The sequence below is a fragment of the Streptomyces sp. NBC_01426 genome (assembly GCF_036231985.1).
Lineage (GTDB): Bacteria > Actinomycetota > Actinomycetes > Streptomycetales > Streptomycetaceae > Streptomyces.
This window is the reverse complement of the sequence record NZ_CP109502.1, coordinates 771,509-791,371: the sequence shown is the minus strand read 5'-3', so window position 1 is coordinate 791,371 and position 19,863 is coordinate 771,509. Positions and strand designations below refer to the sequence as shown.

The following is a 19,863-nucleotide window of genomic DNA, read 5'->3' as shown; positions in this document are numbered from 1 at the left end:
TCGGTGATGTTCGCTTGTATGGTGAGTGACCGATGATCAGCAATCAGTGAGGGTCCTGGACGTTCGGGCAGGTCCAAGGGGGTGGTCGCGGTCAGTCCTTCACCGACCACAGGCCAGACGGCGGTACGAGTCCTGTTCATCCTGGATCGGCTGGGTGAACCTTGCGCCGACTGGCCGCAGGTACCCGACACAGCCGTTCGGGCGATCCAGTCCCAGCGCAAGCTGCAGAAGCTGGACTTCCTCGTACGGAACCCGGACTACCTCGCAAACCTGATCATCACCAGGTGGCAGGACGGCAGCCTGCCGGCGGAGCGGCTCCTCGACGCCCGCGCCGTCTTCGAAGAACGCGAGCCGGAACTGCACACCTACCGGATGCTCCGCAACGACCACGGAGCCTACGAAGCTCTCGACAACGCCCTGAGCGTGCTGCGCCACCTGGGACTCATCGCGGTACGGCGCGCAGGCCGAGTGTCCGACGAACGAGTCCGCCGCAGGGACTACTTCCTCCTCCAGGCCGGCGCGGACCAAGCCCAACGGCTCCGCGAGAGCGAAGAGGTCCTCGCCTGGTACGACCAGCAGACCGGCTACGTGGCGGCCGCGGTCGAGGGGATGACCGGAGCCCAGCTGAAGGAACAGCAATACGGGCAGCCCGAGTACGCCACCACACCCGTGCGCCGGATGATCGGCGGTATCTCCGAGCGGGTCCGCGAGCGCCTGGACGAGGCGCTGGCCCAGGAGGGACTGGCATGACCACAGAGAGCAGCGGCCCGGGCCCGGTCGAGGTGTGGCTGGAGGAGATCGCGAAGGCGACCGGCCGAGAGCTGGACGACGTCAAGGCGGTCCTCGCCGAGCACGGCGTGCGTCCGCAGACCGCCCTGCCCAGGCCGCACTCGCTGAGCGTCACCGAGGTGGAGTTCGAGGGCGTGCGCCCCGCTCCGGCCGGTGACCACGATGGCGGCGACGACCAGGAGGGCGAGCCCTTTCACTTCCACTGGAAGATGGGGCCCGGAGTGTGGTGCCTGGCTTCGTCGGGCAAGAACGAGGCCGGCAAGTCCAGCGTGCTGGAGATCATCCTGTGGTGCCTGCGCGGCCGCAGTGCCCTCCAGCGCGACGTCCAGAGCTGGCTGCACCGGGTACGCACCGAGTTCGTCCTCGACGACGAGACCCTCGTCGTCGAGATGACCGTCAGCAACAGCAAGCCGTCGGGGACCGTGGCCTCCAAGGACACCGGAGCGGTGCTCCTGACCTTCGACAACGCCGCCACCTTCGAAGAGCTGATGGACGCCTTCATGCTGGACCGGCTCGGTCTGGAGCCGCTGCGCACCCAGCAGAAGCGCCCCGAAGGAGTGGATGGACCGCCCCTGACCGGCGAACTGTCCTGGCCGGCGTACGCCAGTGCCCTCCACATCAACCGCTCCGGCCTGGGCCACCTCCTGGGTAACGAAGCCCGCAACGCCCTGCCGACCCGGCTCCTTGAGCTCTTTCTGGGAGCACCCTGGGCCGCCACGATGGTGTCCGCCTCGGTCGCGCATAAGATCGTCACGGCGCAGCTGTCCGCCGCCAAGGCCCGCGCGCAGGCCGAGGCAGACGAGCGCAAGAGCAAAATCGACGAACTCGATCGCAGCCTCCAACGAGCCCAGGAACGGCTGGACGCCCTTCCCGACCTCGGTCAGAGCGCCGCCGACCTGAACGGCGCGTACCAGGATCTCGCGGCGGCGACCGAAGCGGCCGGCGCCGCGCAGCGCGAGCTCGCCGAAGCCCGCTCGCAGCACGACGAACTCGAACATCAGCGCCAGAACCTGGCCGCTCTGGTCCACGCCGCGCACGAAGCCGCCCTCGCCAAGGCCTTCTTCCACACCCTGAAACCGACGGTGTGTCCCCGCTGCGACGCCCAGGTCACCCAGACCCAATGGGCCCGGGAAGACGAAGGCCACTGCTCCCTGTGTACCTCCGAACTGCACCCGTCCCCAACGCAGTACGACGGCACCTCAGCCGACGAAGACGGCCTCGACGACGTCGACGACGTCGACGACGACCAGGAACTGCGCCAGACACTCGCCCAGGTCCAACAGGCCGTTGAGACGGCGGCCACCGTGCTGGCCGACAAGCAGGCCAGGGCGACCGCAGTCACTGCCGCACTCGGCCAGACCCGGAACGCCCTTCAGGAGGCGCTGGCCCGCCCGGCCACGGGCGATCGCCGAGCAGCCGAGCTCGAGGTCGCCCGGCTGAAGGGCGCCCTCGATGAACGTCGAGGACGCTTCGACGACCTCGGCGACCCGGCAGGACTCGCGCCGCTCCAACGGGACCAAGACATCCTCAAGGCTGCCGAGAAGGCTGCGCACACCCGCCGCACCCAGGCCCTGAAGGAGGTCATCCGAGCCGTCCAGACCGACATCGTCACGATGGGCCGCCAGCTCGGGCTGGAGATGCTCGAAGACGTCGAACTGGGCACAAGCGCCACCCTGAAGGTGTGGAAGGGCGGCCAGCATCAGTCGTACGGATCGCTCACCGAGGGCGAGCAGCTCCGGTTGAAGATCGTCACCACCACCGCGCTCCTGCGGCACGGCATCCGTACTGGCGTCGGCAGGCACCCGGGACTGCTCATCATCGACTCGCCCGGCGCCGAAGAAGTCGACCGCGGAGACCTGGAGCTGATGCTGGAAGGGCTCGTCCAGCTCACCGAGACGGCACCACGGCTCCAGGTTGTCGTCGCAACCGCCCGCGGCCAGGAGGTGGCCTCGGTCATTCCGGAAGACCAGCTACGCCTCGCGCCGGCCGGGGAACGCCTGTGGTGACCACCCCGTTTCGGCGGGTGTTCCGGGTACAGGCCCGGCCCCTATGCTCCACAGACGGCCGAGCGCAGTGAGGAGATGGTGACCGGTGTCCCCTGGCGCTCCCGATCCGCTGCAACCGCTGGTGGACGCCCAGCGCGCCGGCGGACCCACGCCGTCCCTCGTCGACCTCGGGGGGCTCGGCCACCTCCTGCAGGACACCGCCACCTTGCTCAACCACGACGAACTGCCCACCCTCGTCGCCCTGATGTGCGCCGACCACACAGCTATCCAGGACGACCAGGCCCGTGCGTTCCTCCTCACTGCCGCCGAGGTCCCTCAGGACCCGCTCCGCCTGGAGGGTGTCATCACCTCCCTCCTCGGATGTCCCGAGGCTGTCCACGAACTCGGCGATGACTTGGCCGACATCTGGCTCGATGCCAGCCGCAGCCACACCGACCTCCTGGGCGGCATCGCCCTGGAAGGCACTGCCCGCGTCGTCTTGGCCGGCGCCGCCGCCGAATATGGCCTCCTGGACCGTCTGCGCCGCCTGAACCAGGAACTTGCACGGATCGACGACGACTACGCCCTGCGCACCGTCAGAGTCGCAGGAGCCGTCGCCGAGCATTTCGACTCGCCCGCCCCCGGCCTCCTCCTGAGTCAGCTGGTCGAACGCGACGATGTCTCCGAGGACGCCGCCTTCGAACTCGGCATGCTCGCCCTGCGCCAAGCCCTGCACACCAACGACGCTGACCGCGCCCGCCCACTCCTTCTTGAAGCCCGTCGACACCTCAGCGACGCCCACCAGGACGAAGAACGACCCGACGCGGCCGCCTTCGGCGCCGCCATCGACGCGATCCTCGCCTTCTCCGCCGGCGCTCCTCTCCCCGACGACGCCAGAAGCCAGCTCGACGAAGCCGTCCTGGAACTACGCCTCAACCTCCTGGGCCTGCCACCTGGGTGGCGCACTCCGCGGCTGGACACCCTCACCGCCTGGCAACACCTCCTCGATACCCTCACCCGCGCACAGCACGCGGACCGCCCCGGAGCCTGGCTCCACGCCGCCGCCGTGATCAGCGATCTCGTGGACGTCTACACCGCTCACCGGACGCTCGACCTGTTCGCCCCCTCCTCGACCCCGGCCAATCTCCAGCCGGGGCCTGTTGTACCAGCGGCCACGCACGGCCTTCATTCCCTCCTCGCTCCCCGAGTCGAGGCCACCCTCCTCGCGCACGAAGGCGGACTGGCCCTTCTGGACGAGTGGCTGGAAGAACTCGTCGAGGACCCTGGCCGCGACCAGGACCCGACCACCACGCTCGTTCGGGAACAGGCCGCCCGGCTCCGGCAGGCGCTGGACACCGGGGGTGGTGCCTCGTCCCCAAAACCTGACCGCCCGGCGGCACAACTCGCCGGGCTCGGGCTCTCCTCAGCAGATACCGAGCGCCTACAGAACCTTCTGGCAGACGTACCGGAACTGAGTGAGCGGATCGCAGCGATGCTCGCCTCCCGGCAAGCCGCCCTGCCGGTCGACGAAGTGCCCATCATCGCTACGGCGTTCCGCGACACCCACCGCCAACTGCAGGAGCAATGCCCGGACGGATACGTCGGGCAGTTCGCCGCTGACGTGGACCGCATGGTCCTGCACCTGCTCCGGTTCGTCGACCTGCGGCTGTCCGAGACACAGAAGTACGGGGGACAAGCGCGGGCCTACCTCCGCCAACTCAAGAAGGACGAGGACAAACCCCGCGAAGCCGAACTCGGCCGCGACCTCCGCGACTTCCTGCGCGGCCAGGGCCTGCGGGTGCGCATGGAGGAAACCAACATCGGGGGCGGCCGCGTCGACATCGCCTGGCAGCCGCACACCGAACTCATCACCCTGGAGCTCAAGCGGGACTGGACCGACTCTTCCTGGGACGCGTACGCCAAGACCTACGGGCCCCAGGCGATTTCGTACCAGGTCGCCGGCCCACCCGTGAACTTCCTCGTGGTCCTGGATCTCACCCCGAAGCCGCATGGTCTCGCGGCCATCCCGGCGTGTATCCAGGTCCGCACCCTGCCGGGCCCCGCCGGCGACCCTCGTCCGCGCACCCTGATCATGGTCCGAGTTCAGGGCAACAAACGAGACCCCAGCGACGTGTAGCCGGTCATCGCCTCCGGCGTGCCCAGACCACCACGGGAGCGCCGTCAGGTCCGTGGGTGAAAGCCCGGGCGGCGCCGCACGCGGCACAGTGGACAGCGAAGTACCGGGCGGGCGGTTCGCCCCGGGCGACAGCCAGGCACGTTCGGCACGCTCTGCGCTCGTCGAACTCCCCGGCGTATGGCCGCACGACCGGGACCTCGATTCCGTGGCCGCTGCACAAGAGCCGCATGCCGGCGGCCAGACCAGTGGGCGGCTCCTCGCCCGGCGCGAGGCCGTGCAGCTCACCGGTCCTCGGCGCGCGAACCACCACCGCAGGCGACCGAAGACCGGCGCCGTCCATGGTCACGCGTGGCGGCGACGCCTGAGCCGGCTGCGGGAGGCGCTGGTACACATGGCCCGCCAGTACGGGTACGTCGACGCGGACGTGGACCTGCTGTAACCCCCGAGGTCCGGCGACGACGGTTCTGCCGGGTCAGGAGCCGACAGGGGTAGGCGGCTTCAGCAGCGAGGTCGGAAGGTAGGCGGACCTGGTCCGCAGGTCCCAGCCATGCGCCTGCACGGCGAGTGCGGCCAAGGCGATCGCGCCAAAGGGAAGCAGACTCCCGGGCGCGGGATTCTCACCGACGCCGACACGGTGCTGCGCCAGTCGTTCGTCCAAGGCCCGCTCGAAGGCGCTCTGATCGTCGCGGAGCAGGACGCGCAGCAGGCGCTGGTCGGGACTCACGGCGTGGGCCGCGTCCAAGGCGAGGGCCGCGTCCAGTCGCTCGTCCGTCGATGGCTTGGTCAGCGTCACCTGTGGCCAGTCTCGGGGCAGGTGACCGCGGGCCGGGGTCAGGTAGCCGCACAGGGCGTCCATTTGCGCGAGGTCGGCCGAATCGGAGACGGAGTCCCGGCCGGCGTGGGGCAGGCTGTTGCGCAGTGCGGGCGCGAAGTCGTTGCGCAGGAGCAGACCGATCACCCGTTCCCAGTCCCGCACCAGACCGCTGGAGACGCAGATATCGAAGGCGTCGACCCATGTGCGGGCGGTGACCGTGTCGGTCGCGTCGTGCATCTCGTCATAGTCCAGCTCCTCGCTGGTCAGACGCGTCCCGGTCAAAGGCAAGGGGATCGCCCAGTCGCCGTGGGGAAAGCAGCCCCGGTCCAGCACGCCCAGGCGGCATTCAGCAGCGGTGACCAGGGCGAGGCGAGTGCGCTCGTCGTCGAGGTCGGGGTCCTGGATGGTGCGCGCTGCGACGTGGTCGAGCAGCTCGTGGCCGAGTTCCTCGAGCATCACGCGCATCGGAAAGCCACGCTGATAGACGTCCTCGAAACGCTCCTGGACACGGTCCGTCTTGTCGCCGAGGGCCTGGTCGAGGCGCTGCTGGTTCACGGGGTGGCGTGGCGCGTTGCTGATCTCCATCGGTGAATCCTGTCAGGCGCCACCGACAGCGCCGTTCTCGCGCTTTCCGTCCGGCGACCGCATTCCGGTGACGCGGGCTCCGAAGGCCTTGTGCGAGCGGGGGTGATCACCCCGTGGCGTTCCAGGGCTGCTGGTCGTCGGACCGGACGATGCGCTCGTGTTCTGATCGGGCCGCTTCGAGCAGGCGGCGCCAGGAGGTGACCAGCGGCCGGCGTCGCAGGAGGGAGCGCCGTTCACGCTCGGTCATGCCTCCCCAGACGCCGTGCTCGATGCGTTTGTCGAGGGCATGGGCGAGGCACTCGGTGCGCACCGGGCAGCCGGTGCACAGAGCCTTGGCCCGGTTCTGGGCCGCGCCGTCGACGAAGAGTTCGTCCGGATCTGCGGTTCGGCAGATCGCGTGTTCGCCCCAGGTCTCCTGTTCATCCCCGACCATCTGGACGCCGTCCCCTCCCCGGTCCGGCCTGCCGTTCCCCCCGGCAGGCGCAGTCCGGAAACCGTACGGCAAGCACGCGGGTCGTGGGACCTCGCCCGGTTGCGGCAATCCCTTTGAGTGACGGCGGCCTTGACGAATCGCCGGCGCGGGGCTCGGCTCAACCGGTGCCCGAGCAACCGGGCATGGGCGGCAATGAGGCTTCGCCCGTCAGAGCGCTGGTGCGCTGCCGGATCGCCGCGAACATCTGCGCGCGATTCTCCTTGATCGGGTAGTCGATCCGGCCGTAACGCAGTTGGAGGGCGGCGGTGCGATCCGGGGACTTCAAGAGGACCAGCCCGAGGCTTTCTCCGGGCGTCAGGTCGCGGTGGCCGCACAGCTCCAGCGGCAGACCGTGGTGCGGGTCGGTCAGGGCCTGGACCAGCTCGGCGCGGCGCAGGCCGGTGTCGGAGTCGTGTTCGAGGTGCAGGATCCACCACTCCCCCAGCCTCGCCTCGTGCCCGGTGACGACCTGGGGGACGGCGACCGTGTGAAGGAGTCCGAGGCGGCGCAGCAGTCCGCTGGGCAGCCAAGCCGCGTCGCGCCATGTGGACTCGTAGGCGATCGGCTGTCGTTCGTCGTCCCACTGCTTCTCGTAGGGGGTCCAGGTGTCGCCGGCCAGCCAGCAGGCTTCTCCGCCGTTGCTCTGGATCTGCCGGGCGAGGGCTGCCTCGGCCTTCTGGAAGGCGCGGCGTGAGGGGCCGGTGAGCTGGATGCTGGTCGGCTGCCCGAGTCGGCGGAGCTCGATGCCGCGATCGGTGCGTGCGCAGATCCGGACGCCGTTGAGTCCGTAGATTTCGTCTCGTCCGGTGCGCATCGGTGCACGGGAGGGCAGCAGCCCGCCCATCAGGCTGTCGAGGCTTTCGTCGCTTTCCAGGTGGAGCTTGATGCTGTGCGGGGTGGGCTGCACGTAGCGGATGCCGAAGGGGTACTCGAAGAAGTGCCTCTGGGAGTTGAGGACCCAGTAGAACACCTCGGATTCGAGGAGCAGTTGTGCCTGCTGGGCCGGTGCCGGGATGAGGGGCGCGCCGGGCTGCAGGGCGGTAACGGCGTCACAGGCGGCTTGGCGGGGGGCGCCGGTGTAAAGGGCGTAGGTCCGGGCTCGACTGCTGGTCTGGGTGGCCGACATGGCTTCAGGCACCTTTCGCTCAGCTCCGTCGGCCCGCGGAGCGTGAGGAACAGGCACTGGTGTGCGGTGTTGCGGTCGGTGGGGTGCAGCTGATCGAAGCCGTGCTTCTTCGCCTACGCCTTGAACCAGCGGGCCGAGGTTCGCGTGAGGAGCAGCAGACCGATGCCGCACGGCGCGACTGTAGTCGTCGGGCCCGGCTCGATGGGGGCGCCACGCCGTTCGCCGGTGCGGGGTGCGGGGTGCGGGGTGCGGGTTACAGGGGGGACGCGGCCAGCTCGGCGAGTTGGCCGCGGGCGACGGCTTCTTGTCGGAGCGCGGTCCTGAGGTGCCACAACGAGATCGCCGGAAGGAGGCCGCCGAGCCGGGCCGCCGCCCTCAGTGCCTCAGCCGCCTGGGCCAGGAGCTCGGCGGCCGATCGCGCCTGCTCGGTACTCCGCCCCCCGCTCAGGCGTTCTACGATCTCGTCCAGCAGCTGTGCCAGCTCACCCGCTCCTGGGTCCTCCGGCACATCGGCTCCCCACCACCGGAGGGCAGCCTCCAAGGCCATGAGGCAGTCGGTGCGGTCGAGCGGCGGCGTGGTTCCTTCCCCGTGCATCACGATCCCCATCGTTCTCCGTCAGGGGCCCCATCGGGGCAGGAACCGCGAATCGGCTGCTCTCGGGTCAGACCCCGACGCGGGGTGAGAGGGGTTGCGAACCCGGTCGCGCTGCGGTCGGCATGGGCATGCCGCGGCGCAGGGCCTCGCGGGTGAGGGCGTCGAGCTGGGCACCAGCCGCGGTGTAGGCGTCGGCGGCGCGCGCGAGACGTTGCTCGGCGGCGGCCAGGTCTGCGGCGAGTTCTTCATCGGTTCGCGGTCGCGCGTGAAAGCCAGGCTGTGCTGAATGGTCCGTCTCACCCGGGTGGGGCGCGTCCTGCCGTGCGGAGCGGCGGATGAACACGCCCTTGCCCTTGACCGCGTAGACCAGGCCCTCGCGTTTGAGCACGCGCACCGCGTTCTGTGCGGTCGAGTTGGCGATCCCGAAGCGGTCTTGGAGTTCGCGCGCGGAGGGAAGCCGCCCGCCCGGTTCGAAGCTGCCGGACCGAATCTCCTCCCTGAGCAGGTCTGCCGTACGGACGTAGGGGGGTCTGGGGTCGTGTTCCTCGTCGATCACGTCGTTGGCGACGGGGGAGGACTCCGTCCGGGGCGCCGGCGGGAGGCCGGGGTGTGTGGTGCTGACGTAGCTGCCCCGCCCGAGCACGGAGTAGACGATGCCTTCCTGCTTCAAGACCCGCAGCGCGTTTTGCACCGTCGAGCTGGAGACTCCGAACCGCGCCTGAAGTACCCGCGCCGACGGCAGTCGGCTCCCGCGGGCGTACTCCCCGGTCTGGATCCCGGCGCGCAGCACCTCGGCCGCCTGGAGATAGGGCGGCCTCGAATCGTCTTCCAGCGGCAATGTCATGGGCGTAACCGTACGCAGCACCACTCTCCGCTCCGGGCTCTGGGCTGGCCCCCGCGGCCGCCTGGCCAGGGAAGACAGGTCGAATACCTGTGCCCTTTCCCGGAATCTCGGGTTACGGTTCGTACCTGTAAGAGCACGAAGGGGGACATCATGGAGGCCACAACGTCTCGGTACGTCGGGCGCCCTCCGGGCATCGTGACCCGGGAGGACGGACTGACCGACCGGCAGCACAGGATCGTCGACGCCATCCGGTCCAGCATCAGGGACCGCGGATACCCGCCGTCGATGCGGGAGCTGGGCCAGGCCGCCGGGCTCTCCAGCACCTCGTCCGTCGCGCATCAGATCGGCGCTCTGGTGAAGAAGGGCGTCCTGCGACAGGACCCGAAGCGTCCTCGCGCCTACGTCCCCACCACGACAGCCAGCCCCGAGGGCGGCCCCGCCGTGGAGACGGGCCCCGAAGGCGCGGTGTCCGACTCCTCGGTAGTCCACACCCCCCTCGTCGGCCGCATCGCCGCCGGCGTTCCCATCACCGCCGACGAGCAGGTCGAGGATGTGCTCGCGCTGCCGAGGCAACTCGTCGGCAGCGGGCAGGTGTTCGCGCTCACGGTCAGCGGCGAGTCGATGATCAAGGCGCACATCATGGACGGCGACACAGTCGCCGTCAGGGTGCAGCCGGACGCCGAGAACGGCGAGATCGTCGCCGCCATGATCGACGGCGAGGCGACGGTCAAGCGACTCAAGCGGGAGGGCCCGAGGGTGTGGCTCATGCCGGAGAACGACGCCTTCGAGCCCATCTGCGGCGACGCGGCGTCCATCCTCGGCAAGGTCGTGGCGGTCATGCGCAGCGTGTGAGCACGCCGGTCGGGGATTTCGGCAGACCGGAAGCGGTGACGTTCGTTTTGGGGTGGGGAAACGCATGAGCGAGGAAGCAACGCCGGACGTGACGTGGGAAGAGATCGCGGACAGCTGGCGGCTGGACGAACTTCTCGAAGGCCGCATGCGGCCCACCACGAGCGACGACGTGCTGACGCTGATGACGATCGGGGCGCTGCGCGGCCGGCGGCCGCCACTGAGTGCGGCCGCGCGGCGCAAGGCCCTCGACGCCATGATGGCGGCGGCTGACGGCGGCGCGGGAGCCGAAGAGGACCAAACGCCGCGGGATCCTGCCCGTATCGAGCAGACTCGTCAGGCCGCGCTGCGTGCCCTCGAAGAGGCCCAGCAGCAAGCCGAGGAGTGACCAACCCCAGGCGGCCACCGCAAGGCGCGGACATGAGTGCCTTCGAACCGAGCACTATCGTTGACCAGGGCATGAGCGTTCGGAACCTCCTCGACACGGCCTTCGCGCAACCGGCCGCCCCGGCTACGCGTGACAGCGGCCTCACCTTCACCGCCCTGACCTCGGGCGCCTGGAAGGAGTTCCTTCTCGGTCCCGGCGCTGGGCCCGGCAGATCGGGATCCTGGGACGAGCAGCTGGCGGTGCTATGGAAGCGAGTGGTCGCCGAGTGCGGAGAGGCACAACGACTCGCGAACGAGCACGCCATCGACTGGGAGCTGGCTCCTCACGAGTCCAAGGCAGTCCTCGCGCTGTGCGGGCCGGACGACGTCATCATCGACGTCGCCGCGGCCGCACTGGCGACCCAGCGGGAGCAGTGGGAGCTCGAGCGGCGCTTCGCCCAAATCCATCGCCGCCTGCCCTCGGACCTGTCCGGCCTGGTGCCCGCGGACGTCGGCGCGCTGCGGTCCGGTCTGCTGGACGAGCAGGATTTCCGCACCAGCACCTACACCGTGCAACAGGAGCGAGCCGTGCGGTGGCTGCGCGCCCTGACCGGCACCGCCGCCTACCTGGCCGCCGTGCACATGGTCCCCGCCCCGCTCGCCCTGGACGTGGTCACCACCGCCCCGCTGGACGAACCGACCCGGGACGCTCTGCGACTGCCGGCCCCCTGGTCCCTCATCACGCACGACGCCGTCCCCCTGCGCGCGGCCCAAGCCGACGACGACGAGCTCGCCGCGCTGATCGAGGACGGCGTGTGCGTGGGACTGGAGCCAGTCATCCTCGGCGGCCTGCTCGCCTCCCAGCCCGATGGCCGGCTGGACACGACGTCCGGGTTCCTGCTCATCTCCTCCCTCGACGCGACGGGGAAGCGATGCCAGGTGCTGCAGCCGACCGCGTACGGCGACCACGGCGGCGGCCGCGTGCTGTACGGGTATGCCGCGCAGTTGGCGTTCGCCCGATGGACGCAGCCGCCCGCTCTGCCGGACCCCGGTCCGCGCCCCACGTCGCGCAGCTCCTTGGGCAGGATCGCCACGAGCGAGGCCGGGCGGGCTGGCGGCTTCCATGGGGTCCGTGTCCTGGACTTCACCCCTCCGCCCGAGGGACCGCCCGAGCAGCGCACGGCGCCAACCGGCTCGCGGGGGCCGCTCGTCGTCGGCACGTGGCGGCGGGCGCACTGGAAGCCCGGAGTGCGGATCGGGATCCGCGACAGTGACGGGCGGCTCGTCGGGCCGGTCTACAAGGACGGTGCGGTCGAGGGCGTCACGTTCACTCGTGAGCGCCGGTTCTTCCTCCGCGCGCGGGTCCGCGCCGACCTCCCCCTCGCACCCGCCACCCCGGTCTACCGGATCCCGAACCCCGGCGCTGCGAGCCGGTGATCTCATGTGAAAGAGAGAGCCGGTCGCGCCAGACGGTCGCGAGAGCGGGTTGCCGCGGCCGGAGGGCGGCTGATCACGCCTGAACCGGCGGAGTACACCCCCGGACGCAGCGCACGGGGGGACGCGGCGTCCAGGGGGACTGCTCGACAAAGTACCGCGCCAACCGGCCGCTTATCGCACATATCGGGGAATCCCATCACGCGTCGGCGCGCAGCGCGGGTTCGTGGACGGGAAGCAGTGGGCGAGGAGGTCGGATCAACTGGCGGCCGGCGTGTGCAGTGGGTGCACGGCCTGCCCGCGTGCGTCGGGCAACGGGACGTGTTCGGCGCACAGGATCCGCAGGCGCAGTGGCGGGTGCGTGCGCAGGCCCCGCACCGTCACCCAGATCCGGGGCAGTACGGCGCGGGCGCGGTCACGTTCGAGGTCCTCGCGCCACATGTCGGCTACGGCGGTCCGGCCGCAGACGCGGGCGGCTGCGAGGTCGCAGGCGAGTTCGCCCCACCAGAAGAACAGGGTGTTCAGCGCCCAGGCGGCGGCTGCGGTCAGGGCGAAGGCGGGCAGGGGCAGCAGGCCCGCGGCCAGGCCGGCCACCGCGACGGCGGCGGACTCGGCGGCGATGCGCTTGCCGGTGTCGCGGCGCTGGAGGTGGGCGAGTTCGTGCTCCAGGACCGCGGGGAGGTGGTTGGTGTGTCGGGGGTGGAGCCACCGCATGCCGAGCCACACGTGGCCTCGGCGGCCGTGGCCGGTGGAGCGGGCGTCGGCCCAGCTGCCGGTCTCGCTGGAAGTGGCCAGGGTGACCTTCTTCAGTCCGCGCTCGGCAGTGGTGCGGCGTACGTGCTCGGTGGTCTGCCGCATCCGGGTGGCGATGTGGCGGTACGTGTCGCTGTCGGACGGGTCGGGCTTGCGGCTTGCGTGGGCCTGCCAGGTCAACGCCTGGGCTGACGGCCCCATGGCGATCGCCGACTTCTGCCGGGCGCGGCCCTGCACCGCCCACAGTCCGCCGGCCGCCGCCGCCACGCCGACGGCGATGCCGGCCGCCGGTCCGCGCAGCTGTGTCATGACGGCCTCGCTGATGATCGCCGTCGCCACCATGGCCTGCCCGGCGTGGCGTTGCAGCATCTCCCCCAGTGTCATGGTGATCACCGTAGTCGGATGCCGGAGCGTCGGACGGGGCCGGGGACGGCCGCCTGGTCAGGTCTGTTCGTCGGGGAAGAGCCGCCGCGCCATCTCGATCACGAAGGCTGAGGGCCCCAACGACATCCAGTATCCGTTCCTGGTCTCGTACCCGGGGCCGACGATCATGGTCACGGTCGACTCGGCACGGGTGAGGGCGACGTAGAAGGTGCGCCTCTGCTCCGCGAGCTCCGTCTCCGTGGGTTTCCGCCACTGCTTCCCGCTCGGGACATCACGCGGAATGATGCCCTGGAGGAGGCCCGGCAGGATCACGGTGTCGAACTCTCGGCCCTTGGCTGCGTGGTAGGTGGCGAGCAGTACCTTCCCGATGACTTCCTCGCCGCGCGCGAGGTCCTGCAGCAGAAAGTCCTTGGACCTGCACAGGTCGGCCATGCGGTCGAGGCTGCTCGTGTTGTCCTGGTCGGGGTGTCCCGCGGCTATCTCGTCAAGAGCCAAGCCGGCGCGCAGCTGCTCCAGCCAGGCGAGGGCAGGGGCTTCGGCTGGGTAGAGCTCCTCGGGGTCGAGGCACAGTTGCAGAGCCCTGGGCACGAAGAGCCGCGAGGGGGACGGGGCGAGCTGGGCCTCGGTACGCAGCGTGGTGAAGGCGCGGGCCAGGGAGGCAAGTGACGGCGCCTGCGTACGGCGCAGCATGTCGGCGCGATCGGCGCCGGATGCGGTGTGGATCTGGTAGTTGGTGACGGCGCGGCTGGCGCACCGCTGGACGAAGCGGGAAAGGCTGCCGGCGGGGAGCTTGTCGTCACCTTCGTGCCGGAAGTCCAGCTCGCGTCGGGTGAGCTCGCTGCGGACTTCGTCGAGCAGGCGACCGCGAGCGGGGTAGAGGATGGCGATCCGCTCGGGGCTGATGCCCTTGTTCTGCGCCTGTTCGACCAGGTCGCAGGTCACTCGGGCGTGGTCCGCGAGCCCTCCCTCGACCTGTTCGAGGTTGACGTCGCCTGGGGGTGCCCCTTCGCGGGCGAGGCGGCCTCGGGAAAGGCCGAGGGCGGCTTCGGCGGCGGTGATGATGTCCTGGCCGCTGCGGTAGTTGACCTCGAGTTCGAGATCGCGGAAGTCCGCTCGGCCTGCCAGCTCGGTCAGGTACTTGGCGTCGGCTCCGGTGAATCCGTAGACAGACTGGTCGGTGTCCCCGACGGCGAAGACGGTGATGCCGGCCAGGTCGCGCAGCGCGAGCACGAGTTCGTGGAGGACTCCGCCGAGGTCCTGGTACTCGTCGACGACGAGGTGGGGAAAGCGGGAGCGCAGGAGGTCGCGGACATGTGCGTGCTCCCTGACGATGTGCACGGCCCGGGTGACCATGGCCTCGAAGTCGATCTCGCCTCTGAGGATGAGCTGTTCCTCGTAGAGGCGTGCCGCCTGGACTTCCCGCGGGTCGAAGCTGTCCAGGTCCTCGTTGCAGGCCAGGGCCCGGCGAATCCGGGTGCTCTGGGGCATGCGGTGCTGGGCGAGGACCTCGCCGATGCCGGCCTGGTCGAAGCACCGCTGCAGAAGCGCTTCGGTGGCCGCCTTGTTGAGGACCTGTCCTGCTTGAGGTGCCGACTGCCCGGTCAGGTGTGCGAAGGCGCGGAGGATCTCGTTCAGGCAAAAGGCGTGCACGGTGGAGCAGGTGATCCGCCCTTCGGCGCGCACGCCGCTGCGCAGGACGCGGCGGCGGATCTCCTCGGCCGCCGCGTTGGTGTAGGTGATGCAGGCCACGCCGCGGAAGGCCGAGATCTGCGTCTGGAGCACGTAGGCGATCCGGGCGACGAGGGTGCGTGTCTTCCCGCTTCCGGGCCCGGCCCGCAGTACGACGTTGCCGTCGTGGAGAACGGCGGTCCGCTGCCTGGGGTGCAGACTGTCGAGCTCTGCGAGCAGGGTGTCACTGACCTGCATCGCTGCCCTGCCCGTTGGCCTGTGGCGCCGTGTGGCCGGTGAGTAGTGAGGTTCCGCGGGCCGCGCGGCTGATGCGTTCCATGGCCAGGAAGAGGTAGGACGCCGTGCCCAGGCGGCGCAGGGCGTGCTCGTCCAGGGGGACAAGGTCGTCCGTGATGTTGGCTTCGGACCGGATCCGGGCGTCCAGGTCGACCTGGGCGATGTGCGCGGCGAGGCGCTGGGCGAAGCGGCCCTTGCCGAGGTCGCCGATGCGCTTGAGCATCTTCTTCCGCAGCTCGGGGTCGATCGTCGTGTTCAGCTCGTTGGCGACCCCGCGGCTCACGTCGTCGATCGCGGTGGCGTTGCCGTTCAGCTCCTTGAAGGCTTGGATGATCTCCTCGCCGAACATGGAGCACAGGTCGGTCTCCAGGGTCTGGGCGCCGACGTAGACGCCGTGGTCCTGGAGTTCTGAGGCGAGGGGATCGCGGGTCGTTTGGTAGTCGGCCGCGCCGGTTTCCGGCAGGCGGGCAATCTGGTCGCGGAGCGCCTTGCCGCGGGCTTCGTCGGGGTGGAGGTTCGCGCCTCGCTTGAGGCCGGCTTCCCGTCGGCCGCGCTTGTCGCGGGCGGCGTCTCCGTCGGTGATGACCACGTGGGGGGTGTCGAGGCCCTTCGGGCCGAGGAGTGCCCGGTAGGGCTTGAAGTCGGTGCCGTGGACGCTGGCCACCACGGTGCCGTAGGCGTCGAGGTCGAAGCCGGCGGCTTCGGCCAGGGCGGGGAGGATGTACAGCTCGGCCAGTCCTTCGACCAGGACGACGGCGGAGGCGAAGAGGACCTCGGCGCGGCTGACGTCGAGGTAGCGCTCCAGGTCCGCGGCCTGCTCGCTGGTGACGGGGAGGGCGGACGTTGTGGCACCGGTAGTGCCGTTCTCCGTTGCGCGCAGCACGATGAAGGAGCGGACCGGGGCGACGGCGGCGATGTGCGGACTGTGGGTGGTGAGGACGAGCGACGGTCCGCTGCGCAGCAGGTACCCGAAGAGGTGCCGCTGGAGGGTGACGTGGAGGTGGGCTTCGGGCTCCTCCACGGCGACGAGGGTGGCGATGAATTCCTCGTCGTCTCGCTGCTGGCTGAGGGCTTCGAGCAGCAGGCCGAGGTAGATGACGTTGGCGCTGCCCAGGCTGGTGTCGGAGATGCTTCTGCGGCGTGCCGTGTCGAAGAAGAGGCGTACGGCGCGGATCAGTTCGTCCGGCTTGGAGGAGGCGAACCCCAGGGTGGGTTGGACCGCCAGGCGCGGCCCGAACATCGCGCCGAGCCGGTCCGTCAGGTGTCCTTCCAGCTTGGCGACGTTGTCGTCCTTGGTGAGCTGGTCGACTGCCGTGGCCATGGCCGAGGCGGTGGCTTCCAGGTTGACCGGGTCAAGGGGGAGCCGTTCGAGGAGGTCCCTCATAGGGCTGCGGCGCCAGTTGTGCAGGTCTGCCTCGGCGTCTCGCAGGGCCGGCAGGACGCGCAGGGCAACTTCGCGGCGGATGGCGCGCACGTCGTTGGTCTCGCGGTCGCCGGCGAAGACGACGACGTCGTAGTCCTTCGCGGTCAGCGGCCGGCCGGTCGGCTGCACGCGGGAGCCATCGGCCGTTGCCACCTCCGTCCGCGGGGCGAAGCGGTAGGTCAGCCGGGCTACGTAGGGGTCGAAGTCCACCGCGGCGCTGGACAGAATGCTCTTGGCGTCGGCGTCGTCGTCGAAGCCTCGGAGTTCGACCACGATGGTCACTTCGGCTCCGCCGGCCAGGCCCGCGGGGTGTCCTTCCCAGATGTCTTCCTCGCGCAGCATGCGCCGTGCGTCGGAGATGGACGGGTCGAGGACCAGGCGGATCGCTTCCAGCAGGTTCGACTTGCCGACGCCGTTCTCGCCGACGACTACGGCGTGGGCGGGGAAGTCGTCGATGACCAGGTGCCGGAAGTTGCGGAAGTTGCGTATCTCGATCCGCGAAATGTGCAGGCCCATTGATCCCCTTGGCGATCTGGTGCGATGTGGTGATTCATCATTCCAGGACCGTCCACGCCGGTGGGCCCTTTCTCAGCGTCCGGTGGTCTGCCGGCCCCGCCGGTGCGATCTCTGCGGCTGTGCCGGTCGAGTCGCTAGTCGGGCCCGGGGTCGGCGTGGATGTTCAGGTCGGCGAGCAGGGCGCGGCGTTCGCGTTCCTCTCGGTTCAGGAGTTCCGCGAGGATCAGCGGATCACGGCGGGAGGTGATCGCATCGCGTACGACGGAGGCGAGGACGTCGGGCGGCAGGGCCTCAGCCTGGGTGGTGGAGCTGCCGGTGAAGGAGCGGTTGTCGGTGGTTTTCGTGGGGGCGGTCGGCAGCCGGTGTTCCTCGATCTGCTGCTCGGTGACTGCCAGGCGCTCGAAGACGACTTCCGAACCGGGGGCGTCCACGGTGGCGAACGCCGCGACGTCCTCCGCGAGCGCGGAGAACAGGTGCACCCCGCTCGGATCCCAGTCCGATACGACGAACACCCTCACGGGCCGGGGATCGGCGGCCATGCGCAGCGCCGCGGTCCGTTTCGCCGGCAGGCCGCTGAACCCGCTGCCCGAGTACACAGGCACTCCGTACGGGTCGGCCACAGCGCGGAGCTGGTTGACCATCCCCGCTGTCTCCGACCACACCTCCAGCCGGATCGGCTGGCCTGTCTGCCGGTCCAGCCGGTAGCCGTCCGCAGCCTGCCGCAGCGCGGCATGGAAGTCGTCGGGGCCGGCGTAGAAGACGGGTTCCGCTTTCAATTCGGTGTCGTCGCGGAGCGCTTCCCAGGGGATTCGGCCCGACCGGCGGCCCATCCCGATCACCTCGATCAGCCGCTTGTAGGTACGGGACTCCTTGGCCAGTACCCCGTCGGAGATCAGCGAGTACCAGACCTGCCTGATCGTGAGGGGCAGGTGGTCCGTGTATCGGTTCAGGACCCGGTCCACGGCCGCGAGCAGTTCCAGCGAGGACGCCTGGGGCTTCCAGCACGGCTGGTATCCGCGTGAGCGCCGATTGGGCATGGTCACCTCCCGACGGCGAAAGGGACGCCATGGCGTCCCTTTCAACGATCGCCGCACAGAACGCAAGATGCCAGGCCCCTTCCTGCCCCTTCCCGAATGGGCGACATCCGGGGCGACCTGGTGTCGACTGCCTCGTTGACAGGCCATGACGGACTTCAAGGAGTGGATGGCGCAGGTCGCGGCTGTACCCGGCCCGAGCGAGGAGCGGCTGGCGCAGTTGCACGGCGTGGACGGGATCGACGGCCTCACCGAAGGAGAGGCCCAGGCGTGGCTTCTGCGGGTCATGGTCGACTACCGACGCGAGCCCATCGGCTGGCAGGCCCGCGTGATGGTGGGACGCGCCGGACCCGAGTGCACAGGCCCGGTCGTTGTCCCGGCCGGCAGCCGGTTCCCCCAGGCGGTCACGGCCGTGATGGACCAGGCGCAGGACCTCGCCAACATCACACGCAGGCCCGTACGGGTCATCCACGGCGTCGATGGCAAGCCGGACCGGTTCCTTCCCACCCTGGCGAAGTTCGCGCCCGACATGACCGGCTTCACCTCGCCAGTGTGGGCCGCGATCCCCGAACCCATGGAGGACCCAGTCCCGTCCTGAGAACCGGACGCCGCACCGGCTGTACCGGAACTTCGATCCCCGGCTCCCTACGTCGGCTGACGACGGCGCCCAGTGTGGCGGCCGCACCTTGGCCGCCCCGCTACCGTGTGCGGGCATGGATGGCAGCCTTCCCCATGTTGATCCCGCCTCGGACCATCGCCTCTGTGGGATCTGCCCCGCCCTTCGGTTCCCGCGTACGGTCTTCGTCGTCTTCGATCGGCCGTGTCGCGAGGCCCCCTTCGACCCGGCTGACGGACATCGGTACACCCTCGACGGGAGGCCGGCCTGCGTTCACCCGCACAAGCTCGGCCTGCCGCCTGACCACACCGCGGCGCCGCGCGAGTCTGCGCCCATCGACGCTGGCCGTATGCAGGCGCGTACCCGGTGGTGGCCTTGGGGGCGCGGCCGGTAGGGCGGCGCGGCGGTTGGCAGCAGTTTCCGTTCGCCCGTTCTGCTAGCCGCTGGTACCAGCACCTAGCTACAGTGGTGTGTATGGGAAAGCAGACGAATATCCGGCTGGACGACGCCGTCAAGGCGGCCGCCGAGGACCGGGCCAAGCGCCGCGGACTGAGCCTGCAGGGCTACGTTGCCGACTTGATCGAGGCCGATGTGAACCAGTCCCGTGCCGCCTTCATGGCCGGCGCCGCGACGTTCCTGGCCCAGTATGCGGACACGTTCGAGGCGGAGGTCGGCGAGGACCGCTACCCCGGCCTCCCGGAGGGGCTGATGGAGAGCGCGCCGAGGGACGCCGCGTGAATCTCCGCATCGATCTCGCCTGGATCTTGGCTGTGGCGCAGCAGATCCCGGGTGACCCCCAGGTCGTCGACTACGGCGTGCCAGTAGCAGCTGAAGCACGTCATCGCGCGGAGGTCCTGGACCACGAGGTCTATCCCGAGCCCCACCACAAAGCCGCCGCGCTGCTGTGTGAACTGGCGAGGAACCCCAGCCTTGAGGTACGCAACCTCTTGTTCGCGGCCACGGTGACGGCGGCCTACCTGTCGGCATGCGGCCTCCCGGTCAGCCCTGGGCTGGACACCGTGATTCCCTTGGCCCGCGCCGCCCGGGACGGGCTCCCGGTGCGAGAGGTCGCCGCTCAGATCAAGACCTGGACAAGCTGATCGGGCATGGCCGTGGGCGAGCGTCGCCCGGCCATCAACACGCGTTTGGTCATGGACCGGAGTTCTTGCGATCGAC

Annotated in this window: 19 protein-coding genes; 10 read left to right on the top strand and 9 right to left on the bottom strand. The window is 69.8% G+C overall.

The features are described from left to right. Positions 1-81: 81 nt before the first annotated feature. The 4 genes from OG906_RS42345 (at position 82) to OG906_RS42330 (ending at position 5,350) form a co-directional block, all read left to right on the top strand. The gene (locus OG906_RS42345) at positions 82-750 is read left to right on the top strand and encodes a hypothetical protein (RefSeq protein ID WP_200726538.1); all 669 of its coding nucleotides are present in this window, start codon (positions 82-84) and stop codon (positions 748-750) included. Further along, positions 747-2,795, top strand: a complete 2,049-nt coding sequence (locus OG906_RS42340; protein ID WP_329448969.1) for a hypothetical protein — start codon at positions 747-749, stop codon at positions 2,793-2,795. The genes OG906_RS42345 and OG906_RS42340 overlap by 4 nt, the downstream gene beginning before the upstream one ends. Before the next feature lie 85 nt (positions 2,796-2,880). After that, complete coding sequence (locus tag OG906_RS42335; RefSeq protein ID WP_212728881.1) at positions 2,881-4,911, top strand: hypothetical protein; 2,031 nt, start codon at positions 2,881-2,883, stop codon at positions 4,909-4,911. Positions 4,912-5,116: 205 nt separating this feature from the next. Further along, positions 5,117-5,350 carry a hypothetical protein gene (locus OG906_RS42330; RefSeq protein WP_200726541.1) on the top strand — a complete coding sequence of 78 codons (234 nt, stop codon included), beginning with the start codon at positions 5,117-5,119 and terminating at the stop codon, positions 5,348-5,350. Between the two features lie 33 nt (positions 5,351-5,383). Here OG906_RS42330 and OG906_RS42325 read toward each other — a convergent pair whose 3' ends face one another. The 5 genes from OG906_RS42325 to OG906_RS42305 all read right to left on the bottom strand — a co-directional run bounded on the left by OG906_RS42325 (position 5,384) and on the right by OG906_RS42305 (position 9,347). Beyond that, on the bottom strand, positions 5,384-6,310 hold the full coding sequence (locus OG906_RS42325; RefSeq protein ID WP_200726542.1) for an immunity 49 family protein: 927 nt from the start codon (positions 6,308-6,310) through the stop codon (positions 5,384-5,386). A 106-nt stretch (positions 6,311-6,416) separates the two neighbouring features. Then, positions 6,417-6,743, bottom strand: a complete 327-nt coding sequence (locus tag OG906_RS42320) for a WhiB family transcriptional regulator (protein WP_212728879.1) — start codon at positions 6,741-6,743, stop codon at positions 6,417-6,419. A gap of 157 nt (positions 6,744-6,900) precedes the next feature. Further along, a complete protein-coding gene (locus tag OG906_RS42315) occupies positions 6,901-7,908 on the bottom strand; it encodes a hypothetical protein (RefSeq protein WP_212728878.1) in 1,008 nt (335 codons plus the stop codon). A gap of 253 nt (positions 7,909-8,161) precedes the next feature. Continuing rightward, positions 8,162-8,503: a hypothetical protein gene (locus OG906_RS42310; protein ID WP_212728877.1), complete on the bottom strand. Its 342-nt coding sequence runs from the start codon at positions 8,501-8,503 to the stop codon at positions 8,162-8,164. A 67-nt stretch (positions 8,504-8,570) separates the two neighbouring features. Next, positions 8,571-9,347 (bottom strand): winged helix-turn-helix domain-containing protein, encoded by a 777-nt coding sequence (locus OG906_RS42305; RefSeq protein ID WP_329448971.1) that lies wholly within the window; start codon positions 9,345-9,347, stop codon positions 8,571-8,573. Between the two features lie 150 nt (positions 9,348-9,497). Here OG906_RS42305 and lexA point away from each other — a divergent pair, with 150 nt between their 5' ends. From lexA to OG906_RS42290, 3 genes are all read left to right on the top strand, one after another. Then, entirely contained in the window at positions 9,498-10,199 is a 702-nt protein-coding gene (gene lexA, locus OG906_RS42300) for a transcriptional repressor LexA (protein ID WP_212728875.1), read from the top strand. A 64-nt stretch (positions 10,200-10,263) separates the two neighbouring features. Then, complete coding sequence (locus tag OG906_RS42295; protein ID WP_212728874.1) at positions 10,264-10,584, top strand: hypothetical protein; 321 nt, start codon at positions 10,264-10,266, stop codon at positions 10,582-10,584. 71 nt (positions 10,585-10,655) lie between these two features. Next, entirely contained in the window at positions 10,656-11,999 is a 1,344-nt protein-coding gene (locus tag OG906_RS42290; protein ID WP_329448972.1) for a hypothetical protein, read from the top strand. Between the two features lie 255 nt (positions 12,000-12,254). Here the strand turns inward: OG906_RS42290 and OG906_RS42285 are convergent, their stop codons facing one another. The 4 genes from OG906_RS42285 to OG906_RS42270 form a co-directional block, all read right to left on the bottom strand. Then, positions 12,255-13,133: a M48 family metalloprotease gene (locus OG906_RS42285; RefSeq protein WP_329448973.1), complete on the bottom strand. Its 879-nt coding sequence runs from the start codon at positions 13,131-13,133 to the stop codon at positions 12,255-12,257. A 57-nt stretch (positions 13,134-13,190) separates the two neighbouring features. Continuing rightward, positions 13,191-15,059 (bottom strand): ATP-dependent helicase, encoded by a 1,869-nt coding sequence (locus OG906_RS42280; protein WP_212728871.1) that lies wholly within the window; start codon positions 15,057-15,059, stop codon positions 13,191-13,193. Continuing rightward, the gene (locus OG906_RS42275) at positions 15,046-17,037 is read right to left on the bottom strand and encodes an ATP-dependent nuclease (RefSeq protein WP_212728870.1); all 1,992 of its coding nucleotides are present in this window, start codon (positions 17,035-17,037) and stop codon (positions 15,046-15,048) included. The genes OG906_RS42280 and OG906_RS42275 overlap by 14 nt, the downstream gene beginning before the upstream one ends. A 134-nt stretch (positions 17,038-17,171) precedes the next feature. Further along, positions 17,172-18,074, bottom strand: coding sequence for a hypothetical protein (locus tag OG906_RS42270; RefSeq protein ID WP_212728869.1), 903 nt, complete (start codon positions 18,072-18,074; stop codon positions 17,172-17,174). Positions 18,075-18,219: 145 nt separating this feature from the next. Here OG906_RS42270 and OG906_RS42265 point away from each other — a divergent pair, with 145 nt between their 5' ends. The 3 genes from OG906_RS42265 (at position 18,220) to OG906_RS42255 (ending at position 19,787) form a co-directional block, all read left to right on the top strand. Further along, entirely contained in the window at positions 18,220-18,669 is a 450-nt protein-coding gene (locus OG906_RS42265; RefSeq protein WP_212728868.1) for a hypothetical protein, read from the top strand. 492 nt (positions 18,670-19,161) lie between these two features. Beyond that, a complete protein-coding gene (locus OG906_RS42260; RefSeq protein WP_212728867.1) occupies positions 19,162-19,425 on the top strand; it encodes a hypothetical protein in 264 nt (87 codons plus the stop codon). Next, positions 19,422-19,787 carry a hypothetical protein gene (locus tag OG906_RS42255; RefSeq protein ID WP_060880727.1) on the top strand — a complete coding sequence of 122 codons (366 nt, stop codon included), beginning with the start codon at positions 19,422-19,424 and terminating at the stop codon, positions 19,785-19,787. Before OG906_RS42260 ends, OG906_RS42255 begins: the two co-directional genes overlap by 4 nt. Positions 19,788-19,863 lie beyond the last annotated feature (76 nt).

What these genes read in the sequence shown, in the direction of transcription:
- OG906_RS42340 (WP_329448969.1), top strand. Translation starts at nt 747, where the DNA reads ATGACCACAGAGAGCAGCGGCCCGGGCCCGGTCGAGGTGTGGCTGGAG.
- OG906_RS42325 (WP_200726542.1), bottom strand. Translation starts at nt 6,310, where the DNA reads ATGGAGATCAGCAACGCGCCACGCCACCCCGTGAACCAGCAGCGCCTC.
- OG906_RS42320 (WP_212728879.1), bottom strand. Translation starts at nt 6,743, where the DNA reads ATGGTCGGGGATGAACAGGAGACCTGGGGCGAACACGCGATCTGCCGA.
- OG906_RS42315 (WP_212728878.1), bottom strand. Translation starts at nt 7,908, where the DNA reads ATGTCGGCCACCCAGACCAGCAGTCGAGCCCGGACCTACGCCCTTTAC.
- OG906_RS42310 (WP_212728877.1), bottom strand. Translation starts at nt 8,503, where the DNA reads ATGCACGGGGAAGGAACCACGCCGCCGCTCGACCGCACCGACTGCCTC.
- OG906_RS42305 (WP_329448971.1), bottom strand. Translation starts at nt 9,347, where the DNA reads ATGACATTGCCGCTGGAAGACGATTCGAGGCCGCCCTATCTCCAGGCG.
- lexA (WP_212728875.1), top strand. Translation starts at nt 9,498, where the DNA reads ATGGAGGCCACAACGTCTCGGTACGTCGGGCGCCCTCCGGGCATCGTG.
- OG906_RS42295 (WP_212728874.1), top strand. Translation starts at nt 10,264, where the DNA reads ATGAGCGAGGAAGCAACGCCGGACGTGACGTGGGAAGAGATCGCGGAC.
- OG906_RS42290 (WP_329448972.1), top strand. Translation starts at nt 10,656, where the DNA reads ATGAGCGTTCGGAACCTCCTCGACACGGCCTTCGCGCAACCGGCCGCC.
- OG906_RS42285 (WP_329448973.1), bottom strand. Translation starts at nt 13,133, where the DNA reads ATGACACTGGGGGAGATGCTGCAACGCCACGCCGGGCAGGCCATGGTG.
- OG906_RS42280 (WP_212728871.1), bottom strand. Translation starts at nt 15,059, where the DNA reads ATGCAGGTCAGTGACACCCTGCTCGCAGAGCTCGACAGTCTGCACCCC.
- OG906_RS42275 (WP_212728870.1), bottom strand. Translation starts at nt 17,037, where the DNA reads ATGGGCCTGCACATTTCGCGGATCGAGATACGCAACTTCCGCAACTTC.
- OG906_RS42270 (WP_212728869.1), bottom strand. Translation starts at nt 18,074, where the DNA reads ATGCCCAATCGGCGCTCACGCGGATACCAGCCGTGCTGGAAGCCCCAG.
- OG906_RS42265 (WP_212728868.1), top strand. Translation starts at nt 18,220, where the DNA reads ATGACGGACTTCAAGGAGTGGATGGCGCAGGTCGCGGCTGTACCCGGC.
- OG906_RS42260 (WP_212728867.1), top strand. Translation starts at nt 19,162, where the DNA reads ATGGGAAAGCAGACGAATATCCGGCTGGACGACGCCGTCAAGGCGGCC.